Raw genomic sequence first — 14,815 nt, 5'->3', positions numbered from 1 at the left:
AGCTCAGCCAAACGACCGTGTTCCGAAGCTCTCGTTCAACGGGACGAATGCCGTAGATGTCCTTGTAGTAGCAGTGGAGAAAGCCACGCATCAGCTCTGGTGGGTTGTGTTCTCGTGTTCGCCCCGTCTTCGCCGGGGCGAACACATCGAACTCTTCGAGAAACTCGAAGGAAAGGTGCTCAAACAGCGCTAGCGTCTCGGTTTCCACGGAATTAAAGAACGAATCTATCAAAGGATCATCTTGCAGGGTCGCTGAGCTCATCCACCTCAGCATTCACCCTGCTCTTTGGTGTGCTACTCGTTCTATGACACCCTCAAACCACTAATGGAGCGGAATGACTTCGACGAGCCAGCGCTCGGTGAGATGGTTCCCACGACGACATCAAAAGGGACGTATTCGGCATTTCGACCTGATCCACTCTCCCCTTCAATTACTACTGACAGTTCATTAAACCGCTAGCGGACGCGACACAGGCACTCGGTCGGCACCACGGCATCGGTCCACGTGTCAGATCAAGAGGTATCCTGGTCGGGCCGTTCATCCTATAAGAAGCGCCGGAATCCTCCCAAATTGAGGGGACATATGCTACTCTTTCGGATATCTACGCCTATCAGGCCGGACAGAAAGTTCTTATCGACGAAAACAGACAGCAGGGTACCCAAGAGAACCAAAAGACGTAACTGCATCCACTTCTCCGAATCGGGCTGTCCACTACCAGTTCGAGACGATTCCGCGTTTCTCGATGGAAAAGGACGACTCGGGCGGCTATTGATCATTCTTCTCCTGCAATGTAACGGTCTCTTGCCCGAGCCCTGTCTCTTCCCGAGTTCCTATTTCAACGCACGACGGTCAGCGTACGTTGATAATCTCTTGGCAGTCAGTCAACGCGGTGACTGGGAAGAGTGGCTCCTGTTTTTCCTGCGTAGCGTGCAGTCGCAAGCAGATGGGGACCACCGACGGGCCAACCTGCTAGTTGACCTCCGAGAAGACTATCAACAGCGCTATCAGAGCGAGTGATCTGAGAATATCCTCGAACTGGTGATGCGGCTCTTCGAAGATCGGTATCTGGACGTGAATACAGCGGCCGACTGGTTGGACGTCGAATACAGCACAGCTAACCGACTGATCGGACAGCTCGAAAATGACAGACTACTAGGAGAACTTTCCGAGAAAGATCGGAATCGGTTCTACCTGGCGAGCGGAACCTTCTAGATCATCAACAAGATTATCGATCAACTTTGAACGACTGAGCAGTGAGAGAACCTGAGATATATACATTGAGACGACCGGTTTCAACTACTGAAAGCTAAGCAAACCTCAAATATCCTATGGGAGTGTTGATGTATGGCCCGGGAACCACCAGACTCTACTTCCACTCCCCGCTTCCTTTGACCGTAATTTACCTGAGTCTTCAAGTGCGCGGAGTCGTTTCAATGCTGCTCTGCGTCCGATAGGAAATTCTTCTGCGACTTCCGAAGCCGTAAGGACGGGATCAGCCGATTTCCGAAATACTGATAAGATTTCATCGTCACTGACAGTTGGCTTTCGCCCCGGCCCATTATTCATCACCGTACACCGGAACTTGACGGATGTTAGATATTTGTTCCGCCGGAGGAACAAACTGGCAATAGTTCTGCCGAAGGAACTAATACCTGAAATAAAAAACAGTGGTCCCATGGCGAGGAATCGAGAACTAGAAGATATCCTGACCAAGCTCTATCATTCCTTCCGGGCCCCCCGACGGCGATACGTCGTTCAGTTTCTGGAAGATGAGCGGACACTGACTACTCGAGAACTGGCTAAAAAGATAGCCAGCCTTGAGCAAAATGTGGCTGTAAAGAAGGCTACTGGCGAACCATACCGGAATGCGTACAACGCTCTTTCGCAGACTCATTTACCAACCCTTTCCGAAGCGGGCGTTATCATCTACGACACCGAGCGCCAAACAGTCCAACTTGGGGCTCACTTTGACATCGCAGCCCTTCTTCTCAAGACAAATACTCCCACTGTGGAGGTGTTCTGTTCAATCGTAGAACCAGAGAGTAATACAGAATAGAGCGACAGCAATCACCGATAGAGTAGATAGCTCGTCGTCGTGTCTGGAACAAACGGTGGGTCCTCAGAACCACCACCGTTCAGAATATGACTCAAGAAAATCAAAATAATGGACCGGACGACTGGGCGACGCTTGACGAATTACTGGATAACCTAAATGGGGACTCCTTTCAGGACTGGTATCGGGAACGTCAGTACAGACAGAACATCGAAAACGGAACACCGTATTTCAACAATCCAGGCGATATCCCTGAGCCAGAGAGGCATAGCCCGAGTTCACTCCTCCAGTGTCAAAGGAAAATCAGTTACCGGCAATACAATGCGGCTGCAGAACAGTCAGACCCACAAGGAATCTTTTGGTTTGGAACACGATTTGAGGAAGATCTCGCCTCTTCCTTCCTTGAGTGTGCTGTAACTGCGACGGGGACATACGTCCGCAATACAGATTGGATTGATTTCAAGATCGACACTGATGTCGGTGAAATTCAAATCAAGGGTGCTACAGATCCGCTGATAGTCGACTGCGATAGTACACCAATTCTACCGACGGAAATTAAAACGAAGTCTTCAATCGAAAACATTGATTCTCCCAACCGTCATCACCGAGCCCAGTTTCACGCCTATCTCGTTGGCCTGTCTGAAAAGTATGAGATTGATCTAACGGAAGGTGTTCTGATGTACGTGTCCCGAGATTCGCTTGATGCAAAGTTCTTCCATATCCAGTTTGATTCTGAATTTTGGGATCAGGTTGTCTTGGCCTGGGCAGCTGATCACACTGAATACCGTCTTCGAAGGCAGTTACCTCCCCCCGAACCGGAATACGACTGGGAATGCAAATTCTGTTCGTACCAGCACCGATGTGGTCAGGCTTCTACAGGTTATGAAGCCACTCATCTACACGGGTTTCTTCCCGACTTCGAATATCCACGTGAGAAGATTGTAAGCTATCTTGAAGCCAATCCAGAGATGCGGATACCTCCTACACTTGCGATCCAACATCCTGACCTTGCTGATCGGTTCGATGTCTACAACTGGCAATGCCGAGTATGTGGAGAATCATTCCGTTTGGAAGATGTTAGTGATCAATCAGATTCGCTTGGGTCGCCAAACTGTCCGACATGTGCCTCTGATGGTATCCCTGCAACTCTCCACGATCCTCGTATTGATGAGCAGATTCGAATCTCAACACCTACTAACGTGATGGAAGTAGAACAGTGACCTCTTCACCTCCTTCAGAGGGCTTTGAGCCCTCTTGCAATGGGTGTGGATCTGAGATGATGGATACATCGTACTCTCTTTCAAATCCGGTCTGTGCTGATTGTGGCCTCGTTATTGGCAACTCTGATGTGGCCAGCCTTCACGGATCGCCAAACTGCGAGAGTACAAGTGTCCAACAGCGCAGCTGGATGGATTATTGTACTGTTATGAACGCTACAGAGAAGCGCTTTGCTCAGGCCATCGGTCTGCTTGAGGACCTTACTCCCATTTTTCAGTTAACTTCGCCACAGCGCATTGCGACCGCAGAGATCGTCCGGGATGCCGTCCAGACTCGGGTTACAGATGGCCGTCATAATGGCTCTATCGTCGCTGCTGCTCTGATTTTAGCTAAAAGAAAGGGGAATACCCCTCTTTCAATCAATCGTGTTGCTACGGCAGCCTCACTATCTCAGACAGATCTGAGGTCTGCTGTAGGAGTTCTTTCTGAAGAGCTTGGTGTCAATCCTCCACCTCCAGAACCTGCCGATTATGTATTGTCATTCGCTACAGAATTGGATACACCACTATCCGTCGTTAGAGATACAGATCAGCTACTAACTCGGGCCCGAAGTGAGGGATTGCTTGCTGGTCGGAATCCTGCGGGAGTTGCTGCAGCTGTACTCTACATTGTCAGCAACGAGGGCTATACCCAACAGCAGTTGGCTGATTTGGCTGGCGTTTCTCCAGAAACAATTCGAGTCCGCCTCAACGAACTTCGAGGTCTTGATTCTGATGCGTGATCTAACTCGGTCGTTGCTGGAAGGAACCCCTAATTCTCCGGAGGATAGCTGTGATGATGTTCGTGCTGCAGTGTACGCAAGGACGTCATCTCGAAACCAGCAGTTCGGATATTCCCTCGATGAACAGATCCAGCAGTGTATCGACCGGTGTCAGTCGATGAATTGGACTGTTGCCTTCATCTTCAAGGATGAAGCAGAGAGCGGCAAAGACACTGAGAGACCCATGTTTCAGAAGATGATGCGGCGTGCCGAAGAGCAGTCATTCGATGTTATTGTCTTCTGGAAACTTGACCGCTTCTCTCGTACACTAATGCATGCAGTAAAGTTGGAATCGGATCTCAGAACTCATGAAGTTGGGTTGTATAGCGTTACTGAGCAGATCGACACGACCTCAGCAGCAGGCCGGTTCAATTTCCGTAATATCGCGAGTGCGGCTGAGTTTGAGCGCGATATGATCCAGCAACGGTCGCAGATGGGCCTCCATGCTTTAGCACGAGATCATCGCTGGCCCAATGCCTCGCCACCGTTGGGGTATGAGAAGGACGATGACAACAGTTTGGTTATCGTCCCTCCAGAGGCACAGTTCGTCGAAGAGATCTTTCAGCGGTATATTGAGATCAAATCGATGCCTGAAGTTGCTGAAAGACTGAATGAGTGCGGTCAGACTACGAAGGCTGGAAACTCGTGGGCGCCTCGAAGTGTTCGAGACATTCTCACGAACTCGTTGTACGTGGGACAGTATTCCGTAGCCGATGTTAATGATTACGTGGAAGCTTATCGAATTTTAGATGATTCTCTCTTTGAGCAGGCGAAAAAGGTACGGAGACGATTCCAGAGTGATAGCAATGAGAAACGGCAATCGATGTCGGCAGATCGCAAAGCTGCTGCTGTCGGGAAGATTTACGACGACTATGTAACCTTCTTAGAAGATGCGAAGCAGGGATGATTCCCGCTGGTTAGAGAATATCTTTGTACTCATCGATCTTTTTCAGCATTTTCATCCGCTCATATTCATCTTTTCGCGGCCATTGACGATGATAATTGCAGTCATCAGATGTACACTCATAGATGTGTGACGCTACACCCTGTTCCAAAGTATACTGTCCATCAGCTACCATCTCAGAACCACACGACGGACACAACAGCTGCACGAGGGGACTAGTGACCTCGAGAATTCCCGGATCAAACTCTTCGATGAAGTCTTCGGGCTCACTTGTGACTCCAGTGTCAGTTGAGTGTTTGTCAGCTATCGACTGAACGCGTGATTGGGTTCGCTCGAAGAGATCCTCAGAAATCATCTGCAGACTAGGATCATCTACCTCTGGATTTGGATCGTAGTTTTCTAGATTTTTGACTGGTATTGCTGGTTTGCCGATATAGACTGGACGGGTGAGAAGCCGCTTGACTCGTTGTGATGTTAGTGGCTTCTCGAGTTTTGAGCCATACCCCCGATTGATTTTCTTTGCTACAGCTGCATACTGTTCTTTCCGCACAAAGGATTTGAACAGGTCCGTAATGACTGGGCGTAACTCTTCTTTGACTCGTATCCAGCCATCGTCTGTGCTTTCGTAGCCGAGTGGGACACCATGATACCAGGAATTCCATTGTTTGCTTTCGATGAACCCACGTGCAGATGATCGCCGTGATGATCGAGCGCGGTTTCTTGTTCCAATGTCGGCCATGAGTGCCAGTACGGCGACTCGCATTCTGTCAGGGACTTTTACCACGTCGAATTCGACTGTTCGCGTTCGTATTTTGACGCCATGCTGATCCCGGAGACGCTGAATGAACATCATTGTCTCTGGGATCGTCCGTCCGATTCGGTCAATATCGTCTACCAACAGGTGGGAGATGTTCTCCTGCTGAACGATTTCGGCGACACGCTGAATTCCCTCCCGGTCAAAATCAGTCCCAGAAATCCCATCATCCTCGATTGGATCACAGTACAGTTCCATCGAGTCGCTTTCTGCGACAATCGACCGAAGTTCGTCTTTTTGACCTTCAAGACTTCGTCCCTCTGACGCCTGTTCATTTGTGCTGACTCGAACGTAGATAATGACCTGCTGAGTCGAATTATCTGTCTGCCTTGCTCCCTCTGTCCAAGAACCAGATTGACTGACAGACTCAGATTCGGTTGAGGGCGGAGTCGAACCTCCAACAAATTGTTCAACGGAGGATTGTCCTGACGATTCTGTGAATTCGATTGTTAGATCTCCAAGAGAGGTTCGACCAGGGGGTGAATTTAGCTTCTGTGCCAGATTGCTTAAAAGAGTAAGGATACGGCTATCCTTTGGGGGTCTTCTCTCCGCCCTTAGTCTGTGGGGGAGAGACCTTTGGCGGCTTTCTTTTTCAGCAAGTGGCATCAGACCGAGTTGAGTTGGCTCCGATCCTCGATCACTGTTCCAGCTGAGGGGAACATCCCTCCCCGTGTCTTTCTGGCCACTGGTAGTGATCGTCTTCGTGGTTAGCGAACGGTGCGAGTCCTTCGTATTGCGAACTGCGGTTTCTTTCATCATATTTTGGGCGGCGAGGGGACCGAACGTATCGGCCGTAATATTCATGTACGGCCGGTCAAAACACGCAGACGCATTCCTTGGATGGATGCGTCGGCGTGCCTTGACGGGTGCGTCCGGCAATTCGGAAGCGGTACTTCCGGCATTGCACAAAAGTGTGCGCCCGTTGGCTTCCCTCGGGTCTCGCGTGGGGGCGGACCCGCGGCTAACCAGTGGGCACAACACTTTTGATGCCAGAGGAACAACGAGGAGATATCTCATCTTCACTCGTGTTCCCCACCGTCGTAGCGGCGGGTGTGTTCCTAGTTTGTGATACCGCCGGGTACTGGCCGATTTCCCTTAATGTTTTTCCAGCAGAAATGGCAGATTCCCGAAAAACCGGCAAATGTTAAACCGGTATTTCTGATAATAGATGTTTTATAACAGAACCGGCGCGTATCGACTAACTATTGTTTTTGACATCTGAATATATGTTTGCGAGTGTTTGCCTAGGAAAAGTCAAAATCTCCGCGCGCTGTTCGTGCTATCTGGTAACATTGCCCTTTGTAGGTTGCACACAGATCGCACATACCCTTTTTCGCCGTCTTGTTGATTCCTGCTTTGTTCGAGGATTTTCCGAACATGGAGGTTAAAACAATGTCAGTTGATTGGGATGACGTGAGCTACGTGATCAGCTCGCAGTATCGAATTGGTGCGATGGAGCGGCTTGCGGAGGGGCCAACGACACCGTCACGGATTGCAGCGGATTTGGATTTGGGGATCGCCCACATTTCGCGAGCGCTCCAAGGGCTTCGCGAGCGAGATCTAGTCGAACTCTTGGTTTCGGAGGACCGTCGAAAGGGGCGTGTGTACGGGATCACCGAGAAAGGCCAACAAGTGTGGACAGAAATCGAATCTGAGGAATTGGCTCCAGCAGACTAGCTCTCGCCGTTGCTACTACTGCCGCTGAGGTTGTCCCAACTGAGCGAATCTTCGTAGTACTCGCCGTCAGCTGAAACTGCATCTTGTCGAGCGATCAGTGGGAATCGAGCTTTGTCGTGGCCGACGGTCTGAACGATACACTGCTCCTGGAGGTACGGTGCGATATCTTCCAGAAACTGCTCACGATCGACGTGGTCTTGGAGTGCATCGCTTTCGGACAGGTTTTCCGCGGCCGCTGCGGGGACTGGCTTGAATTCGGCCCCCGTCCCATGAATTGTGAGGTATGGTTTTCCCGGTTCTTGATCTCGGACAGTGACGGTGAGGCTGTCGTGGACACCGCCGACAAAGCGACAGCGGTTGAGATACTCTTCTAGCTGGTCGATGGCGTCTGGATCGACTTTCGGGCCGTTGCACGCGGTCGTGACTTGGAATACCATCGCCTCTCTCGCAGGCCCTCAACTCTTGCATTTTCGCTTGGGAAAGAAACCAGAGCAGCCAACGTGTTTTCTCGCTGGGACCAACGAGCGGATCTAGAGATACTCGTCAACGAGGGGATTGAGACGGTCCCGGAGCGCACCGTCACCAGTGATTGTCCCGTCTTCTTGGATCCGGTACGACGTTCCCAGTTTTTCGACTGCTAGAACTGGACCATCCTCCGTATGATCAACTTCGACTGTTGCCGACTCTGCTAGCCGGTCCCGGAGTGCTTCGAATTCCTCGGACAGCTCCCATTCTGGCGGTTCTTCAGATTCGTCTTCACCGTCTGGTTCCGCTGGTTCTGCATCGCTTTCACTGTCGGCCTCTTTCTCGCTTTCATCAGCTGCCGATGCTTCCCCATTCGACTCGTTGCCAATTTCGACATGGTCAGGGATGTCGACGATTTTGAGCCGTCCTGGAGGGAAACTGTAGTAGGAAATCTCTAGCGAATTGAGCGAAACCGCATTTTCAATGGGCAGGATGTCGGAGTTGCTATCTTCTAGATCGGGAAGGAATGCGATTACTACAACGGGCGCATCAGGATCGTAGTCTGGATTGTCTTCTGCGACCGAAACCCACCCGTCCTCGTGTCGGTCGTAGTAGGCGTCCCACTCCTCGCATGTCGATGGGGGGGCGTTGATCACAACAGCAGTATCCCGGTCAGGATCGTCGTCTTCCCGGTCAACTACTCTCACACCGGGTTCTGTAACAACCCGAGTCCGGTCTACGTTGTCGGGGAGTTCGTATTTCTCGGACTGTGGCTCTCCCCCTGCAACGTCCTCACCGCCCACTGCAGTTGATGCCTCTTCTCCGGAGGAACTCATGAATAATTGTAGTGAGAGGCCTCTCTTATAGCTTTTTGCCAATGTTCGACTTGTCCACAAGGGATTCTTCTAGTTGGCGAATGACTTGCTTCTGGATAATATATCTAGCTGAGGAAATATTTTTCCGGACTCCGGTTCTATGGTGTTTTATGGGCCCTGAAGAGTCCAGAAATTGGGAATACCTCTGTGAAAACTTGAACCAGTTTGACCTCCCTCCGGAAGTTCAACTGGAAGTGGAGTGTTGCCAGCACCGTTTTGGTGGGGAGAAGAGTCGCCTCCTCAAGCATATTTTTGAGAAAGGAATTGCCCATGTCGGAGAGAACCAGGAAGCGACTGCTCTCTCGTTTGCTGAAGTACTTGAGATTGGGTACCAACACATCACAAATGTCGCTGACCCGCACTGGGCACACGCTGGAACTCCCCCAGTCTGGGGCGATCGAGATCAGGTTCCAGAACCACTCGTACTCCGAGTTGGGGGCCGAGAGGATGTGCCGTTCCTGTTTGCCCGACACCTAGCTGCCTTCCGAACTCTCAAGCTCCAGAATTCGCACTTCACGAATGATTTCTTCCATCTTCTCGACGGCGACGAGGAACAAGAACACACCGCGATGGACTTTTGCCATCTCTTGGCTCAGTTAAAGGATCTGTCACCGTCAGATGAAGAAACAGTGTATGCTGTGCGTCAAGGTCAGCACAATGTCTGTGGTCGCGGTATCTTTGGGTTAGTCGAGGCGTTCCCAACGACTCTCGAATTTGTTGACCGGCCGCAGTGGGACTGGGACAGTACTGTTGACTCTGACTCGGATGCAGTGTTTGCACTTGCTCTCCGCGAGAAAAACGATGTCTTTGTCGTGAGCGGTCGGTTTGATGGTGATTCTCAGATGGTCTGCATCGACACTGTACTCATGCCGAATCCTGACCATATGGCCGGGAACGACTTCGCGTTCGCGGTGGGGAATCTTCTACTGCCAGATATCGACGATATTCGACACCGCACCAAGTATCCGGATCACCGGCCTCTAGCTACCAAGACAACAGATTCGTTCGAGGTGCAGTCGCCCGGACTCTCCGAAGTTGGGTCTGCAGTTGGCCAGAGAGCTCAAACGCCACCACGGTCTCCAAAAGAACCAATATCGATTGACGCTGTCTCGGTCAAGAATCCGTTTGAGTGCGAAACTGGCGGTTCCGCTGATGGAGTCCGAGCTTCGGAAGCATTGGGCCTGCCCGAAGAGATCGTCCTCCACCTTCGCGGGAACACCAGAGCAACACGTGTCGACGGTCTCGAATTCGCACTCCGAGATATTGGGGCGGTGTCGTTCGGAAATGTGGCTTGTGTTTCTGCGATGGGGGACTTTGTGGAACCAGAAACGGCAACCTCGGAATCGACGCGAGCGGAGGAGCATCGTTCCCTAGTTCGTTGACTTCTCTGCCGGAGGTTTCTCTGCTTGCTTAGGCTTTGCGAACCGCTTGAGTTCTAGTTGCTGTTGATCTTCCGAGAGCGAGACTGGTGTTTCTTCGCGTTCTGTTTCGGCGCTTGCGCCTTCTGAGTTGTCGGAATGCTCGTCGACGCTGGCAGTGGTAGGTTCGTCGCCCTCGCCAAGATGGAATGCCCCACAGTGGTCACACTGTCTGATGCCGGCGACGTCGACGGCGCCTGCATCCCAGTCGTGGCCGTCTCCGACTGAACAGAACTCGGTTTCCTTCGGGTCGCCCTCGGTGATCCACGCACCACGGAACTGGGACTCGAGCATATCGAGTTGCCGGTAGTCGCGACGAGTCCCTTGGGCGGTCGCCGGACACTCTTCGCGGTGGGCGACCGGATCGTCGATCATCGAGTGGCAGTGCGTGCAGAACTGCGGTGGGGAACAGTCGTTCTCTTGGCTTTGCTTCAGATCCGCTTCGGCATCGGTAAGGCTCGTCCCTTCCAGATCGTAGGACCGCTCGCACGACTGCTCGCAGTTCGCACAGAGGTTGAAACCTGTCTGCTCGTCATCGAGCCGGGCTTCGTAGCCGGCGGTCCCAGCGTTCCCGTGTCCCCAGAGGGCGTACTCCTTGGGGAACCGACCACGCCGGGCGGCCTCGACAGTATGGGATTCGAGCCACTCGAAATATCGGAATACCTCGGGGAAGAACAGCTTGATCTCACGGAGCTCTTCGCGAGAACGCGAGAAGGCACCACAGAGACAGTCCCCGCTGACGTGGAGTTTCTCGTTGACTGGGTTAGTGGGAATTTCGTGTTCCTCCTGGTACTCGGCGACTTCGGCGTCGGTGAACGAGACGATTGGGGATGCCCAGATCCCGAGGTCGTCTTCCTGGATTCCCTTCCCGTCAATGTTCTCCATCCGGCGCTGACTCTCGTGTTCGCGAACGCCGGAGATCAGGAGGGGGTCGCCGTCGACGACGTCCGACAGGAACCGCTGGAGGGGTTTCTGCTTCAAATTTCGGTACATCTGGGTGTGGACTCCCGGACCTGGCATTCCGTAATTATAAACTAAATTATGATACTCTTCCTTTTCCAGGCGGTACTGGCTGCTGACGACATGGCATGGCAGGCCGATCTCGTTTGCCCAGTTCTGGACCCACTGCCGGCTCTGAGGAATTCCAACTCCCGTGTCGATGTAGATGACGCCGTCGATGTCCAGTTGCTCGCTTGCTCGTGCGACGTGTGCAGCTGTCGTGGAATCGGATCCACCGGAGACGAGCGCGAACACTTGGTCGTACGATTGCGATGATGCCTTCTCGAAGACAGATTTTGGAGAGCGGTATTGCGGTTGCATTTCTGCCCCGATCGCTTGACCCCAATTGCAGTGATACACTCCATGCCATAACTGAAACGACTGACAGGGATTGGCCCCACCCCCTCCACGTCGTAACTGAAACGACTGAGAGGTTGAGACAGGATTATCGCAAATCCGAGTTTCAATATGGAATGTCGTATCGATCACAAACCGTTTTCCGACTTCCCGCTTGATAGAGTGGTCAAGTACAGATCATTCTGGAACCCCCCACCCTCCACGTCGTAACTGAAAGCCCCCGAACGTACAGGTGGTAGAGTGCGTGAGAGCTGAGTTTTTCACTTACGAACTGCAGGGTTCCCTCTAGTCTAGTAGTACTAGTATAGATAATAATACAATACGAAAGACTAGAACAACAATCCGTTCTAGGGCAGCTCCAGACAAATTCTTTGAGCCACTCCCTTGCTTGTCTTCAGTTACGAGATGGAGGGTGGGTGTTCCATTCCAATTAATCTCTAATGAGATTGAGGGGGATATTCAGTTACTACAGGGTTTGAAACACGAGTTCTAAGCTCCCGACCTAATCCATCTAACCCGTAATAATAACCGATTTTCAGTTACGAGCCGACGGGAAAGATATTTACCTTCTCCCTATCATTCCTAACTGATTGATGACACGGAGTAACGACTCGGAGATTGACCCGTTACTTGAGGTCGGTGACGAAGGACCTACTATCTGGAAGGATCGTCGGTTGGTTGAGATTGACCACGTTCCCGACGAGGACCGAATAGTGAGCCGAGATGACGAATTAGAAATGGTGGCTGAACATATTCGACCAGTTGTCAATGGCGGACGTCCTAAGTCTTGTATGATCTATGGAAAGACCGGGACTGGGAAATCATTGATTGCGAAACATATGGGCGAACGGACTGAATCAGTTGCAGAGAGGAAGGGTCTTGATCTGGCGTACATCTATGTCGATTGTTCTCAAGATAGTTCGGAGACACAGTGTGCCCGACGTCTAGTGAAGGGGCTTTGCGATAAATACGAGGATGTTGACGCGAACAGATTAGACATCAAGACTCCAAAGACTGGTGTTCCGGCTGGTTACCACTATGAAAACCTCTGGGATATCCTCAACGAACACTTTTCCTCTGCCATTTTTGTACTTGACGAGATTGATAAATTAGAAACAGATGATATTTTGATGCAACTAACACGTGCGAGAGAGTCCCAAAAAACGGATACACGGATTGGACTTGTTGGTATTTGTAACATGATTGACTATGGAAAGAACCTTGATATGCGGGTCAAGAGTGCGTTTGGTCGACGTGATATTATTTTCTCTCCATATGATGCTCCTCAACTTCAATCGATTCTCAAACAGCGACTTGACGCATTTGCTGATGGGGTTGTGACTCCGGGGACTATCGAGAAGATCGCGGCCCTCTCGGCAAAGGAGCATGGTGATGCCCGAAAGGCGATGGATATCTTACTTAATGCGGGCGATATTGCCAATCGGAAAGACGATGAACAGATCACCGATCAGCACGTTGAGAGAGCTCGGAACAAAGCAGAGGCAAATCGGATTGAAGAGATGTTGAAGACGTTTCCGGTTCAAGCTAAGTGCATTTTGTTGGCGATGGCTCACCTCAAAGACGAATCGGAGAACGGATTCGATGACGGGTTCAAAACCAGCGAAATTCGGGAAGTGTATACGATGCTAACTGAACAAGAAGGGTATGACCCTCTCAGTTATCAGCGGATGTGTGACCTCATGCGTGAAATGGCGGACTTGAATTTCTTTGCTGTCGATTATACGGGGGGCGGAAAATCGGAAGGGAGTTATAAGAAATACTACTTGCAGGTTGACAGTAATGTACTGCAGTACGTGTCGATTTGACCCCTCCAGCTCGTAAGTGAAAACCCGGTTCGATGGGAATAGAACAGCTAAAACCTGCGATTAGTCTGACCTCACTGTACGATTGGCACATCTGGCATTTTCCGACCCAGTTCCGATATGCCGGTCGATCACCCGTTTGGCCTCTTTCGCTTTGTTCTTCCAACCGTAGCCGTCACCGTTGCCGGGCCCCTCATACACGTGCTTCTTCTTCGCGAGGACTTCTTCGGGCGAGCCCTCTTTGAACCCACCCCGTTCCCACGCCCCGGTATCGTGCAACCAGTCGATGACGCGCTCTTTCGTTTCGTGCCACGAGAGGCCGCGGGCTTCGTACCAGGCGACGAGCGCGAAGATCGCGTTGTCGTGGGCTCCTGGAACGGAGCCGTGCTTGAAGATCGTCGCGAGGGGATCGTACTGTGGATCGACCGGGTCGTGGGCCTCGTCTAGCGGGACCAGCTCGAAGACGCCGTCGCCGTCCATCTCGACGAGTCCCGCAGAGAGCAACTCAGCGAAGGCGTCGTCGTGGAGGTCAGACCACTCACCGTCGGCTGTGTCTCGGAGTTCGTTACCCGGTGCTGGGCTGACCATCAGTCGGGAGATGATATCGATGTAGGCCTTCTCGACGTCGGCCCGTGATGCTGTACTGTGTTTACACTGCGGCTCGTGTCCGTTTGTTTCGCCGCAGTCTGGGCAGGGATATCGATCGTACATAGACAGAATCGGCTATTTGGGTTGGCACAACCGCAACTCAAAATGGTGGCTGCGAACGGATCTGGACGATCTAGAGTGCCGTTGAGACGGTCTCGTCCACGTAGTCGCGGTAGTGTCGCAGGAGTTCTTTCCCTTCTTCGGTAAGGGTGTAGGTGTTCGTCCGTTTGTCCAGGGCTTCTTTTTCGAGAAGTCCGAATTCGACGAGATCGTCGAGATTGGGGTAGAGGCGGCCGTGATTGATCTCTTCGTCGAGGCGCTCTTGCAGCTGGCGCTTGATGCCGAGGCCGTACGGTTCTTCGTCGCTGTCCTCTAGCCGAGCGATAGCGAGTAGCGCCTCTTTCTGGAAAGCGGTCAGGTCTGTTGCCGATACGTCTGCCGATTTCGTGTCGTGCTTACTCATGGGTGGGGGGTTTTCGGGCCGGAACTGCTACTGTCCGGCTGGGGAGTTCGCACAGCCACAATTTCTTATCATCTTACCTGTTTCAATCTTCTGAACTTCAGATTTGAGTGGATTCGAGGTCCGTCACCGAATCATCGCGAACGAACTCGTTCTGGATTCCGCCCTTGAACCTCAGGTAGTGAATGCGAACACAGGCTTGGTTCTTCTTCGGCCCGGTCACCGTTGACCGCCAGTCGAACTCGTAGCCGACCACGATTCGACCGTACTTGTCCACTCTCCC

At 51.8% G+C, this 14,815-nt stretch carries 15 protein-coding genes and 1 pseudogene; 8 read left to right on the top strand and 8 right to left on the bottom strand.

Features of this window, described 5'->3' with window-relative positions; genetic code table 11:
• Positions 1–262 (bottom strand): annotated as a pseudogene (locus tag BMX17_RS23420) (IS5/IS1182 family transposase); the annotation flags it as partial.
• Positions 263–570: 308 nt separating this feature from the next.
• Here BMX17_RS23420 and BMX17_RS27635 point away from each other — a divergent pair.
• The 5 genes from BMX17_RS27635 (at position 571) to BMX17_RS23390 (ending at position 4,999) form a co-directional block, all read left to right on the top strand.
• Positions 571–681, top strand: coding sequence for a hypothetical protein (locus BMX17_RS27635; protein ID WP_394327923.1), 111 nt, complete (start codon positions 571–573; stop codon positions 679–681).
• A 995-nt stretch (positions 682–1,676) separates the two neighbouring features.
• Positions 1,677–2,057: a DUF7344 domain-containing protein gene (locus BMX17_RS23405; protein WP_092664634.1), complete on the top strand. Its 381-nt coding sequence runs from the start codon at positions 1,677–1,679 to the stop codon at positions 2,055–2,057.
• A gap of 86 nt (positions 2,058–2,143) precedes the next feature.
• On the top strand, positions 2,144–3,274 hold the full coding sequence (locus BMX17_RS23400; RefSeq protein ID WP_092664630.1) for a CRISPR-associated protein Cas4: 1,131 nt from the start codon (positions 2,144–2,146) through the stop codon (positions 3,272–3,274).
• A gap of 56 nt (positions 3,275–3,330) precedes the next feature.
• Positions 3,331–4,053 (top strand): transcription initiation factor IIB family protein, encoded by a 723-nt coding sequence (locus BMX17_RS23395; protein ID WP_092664627.1) that lies wholly within the window; start codon positions 3,331–3,333, stop codon positions 4,051–4,053.
• Positions 4,046–4,999 carry a recombinase family protein gene (locus BMX17_RS23390; RefSeq protein WP_092664624.1) on the top strand — a complete coding sequence of 318 codons (954 nt, stop codon included), beginning with the start codon at positions 4,046–4,048 and terminating at the stop codon, positions 4,997–4,999. The genes BMX17_RS23395 and BMX17_RS23390 overlap by 8 nt, the downstream gene beginning before the upstream one ends.
• A gap of 10 nt (positions 5,000–5,009) precedes the next feature.
• Here the strand turns inward: BMX17_RS23390 and BMX17_RS23385 are convergent, their stop codons facing one another.
• Positions 5,010–6,416, bottom strand: a complete 1,407-nt coding sequence (locus BMX17_RS23385; protein ID WP_170845542.1) for a recombinase family protein — start codon at positions 6,414–6,416, stop codon at positions 5,010–5,012.
• A 786-nt stretch (positions 6,417–7,202) separates the two neighbouring features.
• Here BMX17_RS23385 and BMX17_RS27135 point away from each other — a divergent pair.
• Complete coding sequence (locus tag BMX17_RS27135; protein ID WP_092664639.1) at positions 7,203–7,487, top strand: winged helix-turn-helix domain-containing protein; 285 nt, start codon at positions 7,203–7,205, stop codon at positions 7,485–7,487.
• Here BMX17_RS27135 and BMX17_RS23375 read toward each other — a convergent pair.
• Both BMX17_RS23375 and BMX17_RS23370 read right to left on the bottom strand, forming a co-directional pair.
• Positions 7,484–7,924, bottom strand: coding sequence for a hypothetical protein (locus BMX17_RS23375; protein ID WP_092664618.1), 441 nt, complete (start codon positions 7,922–7,924; stop codon positions 7,484–7,486). The two genes, BMX17_RS27135 and BMX17_RS23375, sit on opposite strands and share 4 nt — an antisense overlap.
• Before the next feature lie 93 nt (positions 7,925–8,017).
• Positions 8,018–8,788, bottom strand: coding sequence for a hypothetical protein (locus BMX17_RS23370; RefSeq protein ID WP_092664615.1), 771 nt, complete (start codon positions 8,786–8,788; stop codon positions 8,018–8,020).
• A gap of 149 nt (positions 8,789–8,937) precedes the next feature.
• Between BMX17_RS23370 and BMX17_RS25580 the strand changes: the two genes are divergently transcribed.
• The gene (locus tag BMX17_RS25580; protein WP_139203701.1) at positions 8,938–10,209 is read left to right on the top strand and encodes a hypothetical protein; all 1,272 of its coding nucleotides are present in this window, start codon (positions 8,938–8,940) and stop codon (positions 10,207–10,209) included.
• On the opposite strand, the gene BMX17_RS23355 is transcribed toward BMX17_RS25580, so the two are convergent.
• Positions 10,198–11,565, bottom strand: a complete 1,368-nt coding sequence (locus BMX17_RS23355) for a phosphoadenosine phosphosulfate reductase family protein (protein ID WP_092664607.1) — start codon at positions 11,563–11,565, stop codon at positions 10,198–10,200. The two genes, BMX17_RS25580 and BMX17_RS23355, sit on opposite strands and share 12 nt — an antisense overlap.
• 629 nt (positions 11,566–12,194) lie before the next feature.
• Between BMX17_RS23355 and BMX17_RS23350 the strand changes: the two genes are divergently transcribed.
• Positions 12,195–13,427, top strand: coding sequence for a Cdc6/Cdc18 family protein (locus BMX17_RS23350; protein ID WP_092664604.1), 1,233 nt, complete (start codon positions 12,195–12,197; stop codon positions 13,425–13,427).
• A 60-nt stretch (positions 13,428–13,487) separates the two neighbouring features.
• Here BMX17_RS23350 and BMX17_RS23345 read toward each other — a convergent pair whose 3' ends face one another.
• From BMX17_RS23345 to BMX17_RS26525, 3 genes are all read right to left on the bottom strand, one after another.
• The gene (locus tag BMX17_RS23345; protein ID WP_092664601.1) at positions 13,488–14,135 is read right to left on the bottom strand and encodes a DUF7474 family protein; all 648 of its coding nucleotides are present in this window, start codon (positions 14,133–14,135) and stop codon (positions 13,488–13,490) included.
• A 70-nt stretch (positions 14,136–14,205) separates the two neighbouring features.
• On the bottom strand, positions 14,206–14,535 hold the full coding sequence (locus BMX17_RS23340) for a PadR family transcriptional regulator (RefSeq protein WP_092664598.1): 330 nt from the start codon (positions 14,533–14,535) through the stop codon (positions 14,206–14,208).
• 97 nt (positions 14,536–14,632) lie between these two features.
• A partial coding sequence (locus BMX17_RS26525) for a hypothetical protein (RefSeq protein WP_211611448.1) occupies positions 14,633–14,815 on the bottom strand: 183 nt, incomplete at its 5' end.

The sequence above is a fragment of the Halorientalis persicus genome (genome assembly GCF_900110215.1).
In the GTDB taxonomy this organism is placed as follows: Archaea; Halobacteriota; Halobacteria; order Halobacteriales; family Haloarculaceae; genus Halorientalis; species Halorientalis persica.
This window is presented reverse-complemented; position numbering and strand designations above follow the sequence as displayed.

Coding starts and splice junctions, on each gene's coding strand:
- BMX17_RS23405 (WP_092664634.1), top strand. CDS start 1,677: ATGGCGAGGAATCGAGAACTAGAAGATATCCTGACCAAGCTCTATCAT.
- BMX17_RS23400 (WP_092664630.1), top strand. CDS start 2,144: ATGACTCAAGAAAATCAAAATAATGGACCGGACGACTGGGCGACGCTT.
- BMX17_RS23395 (WP_092664627.1), top strand. CDS start 3,331: ATGATGGATACATCGTACTCTCTTTCAAATCCGGTCTGTGCTGATTGT.
- BMX17_RS23390 (WP_092664624.1), top strand. CDS start 4,046: ATGCGTGATCTAACTCGGTCGTTGCTGGAAGGAACCCCTAATTCTCCG.
- BMX17_RS23385 (WP_170845542.1), bottom strand. CDS start 6,416: ATGCCACTTGCTGAAAAAGAAAGCCGCCAAAGGTCTCTCCCCCACAGA.
- BMX17_RS27135 (WP_092664639.1), top strand. CDS start 7,203: ATGTCAGTTGATTGGGATGACGTGAGCTACGTGATCAGCTCGCAGTAT.
- BMX17_RS23375 (WP_092664618.1), bottom strand. CDS start 7,924: ATGGTATTCCAAGTCACGACCGCGTGCAACGGCCCGAAAGTCGATCCA.
- BMX17_RS23370 (WP_092664615.1), bottom strand. CDS start 8,788: ATGAGTTCCTCCGGAGAAGAGGCATCAACTGCAGTGGGCGGTGAGGAC.
- BMX17_RS25580 (WP_139203701.1), top strand. CDS start 8,938: ATGGGCCCTGAAGAGTCCAGAAATTGGGAATACCTCTGTGAAAACTTG.
- BMX17_RS23355 (WP_092664607.1), bottom strand. CDS start 11,565: ATGCAACCGCAATACCGCTCTCCAAAATCTGTCTTCGAGAAGGCATCA.
- BMX17_RS23350 (WP_092664604.1), top strand. CDS start 12,195: ATGACACGGAGTAACGACTCGGAGATTGACCCGTTACTTGAGGTCGGT.
- BMX17_RS23345 (WP_092664601.1), bottom strand. CDS start 14,135: ATGTACGATCGATATCCCTGCCCAGACTGCGGCGAAACAAACGGACAC.
- BMX17_RS23340 (WP_092664598.1), bottom strand. CDS start 14,535: ATGAGTAAGCACGACACGAAATCGGCAGACGTATCGGCAACAGACCTG.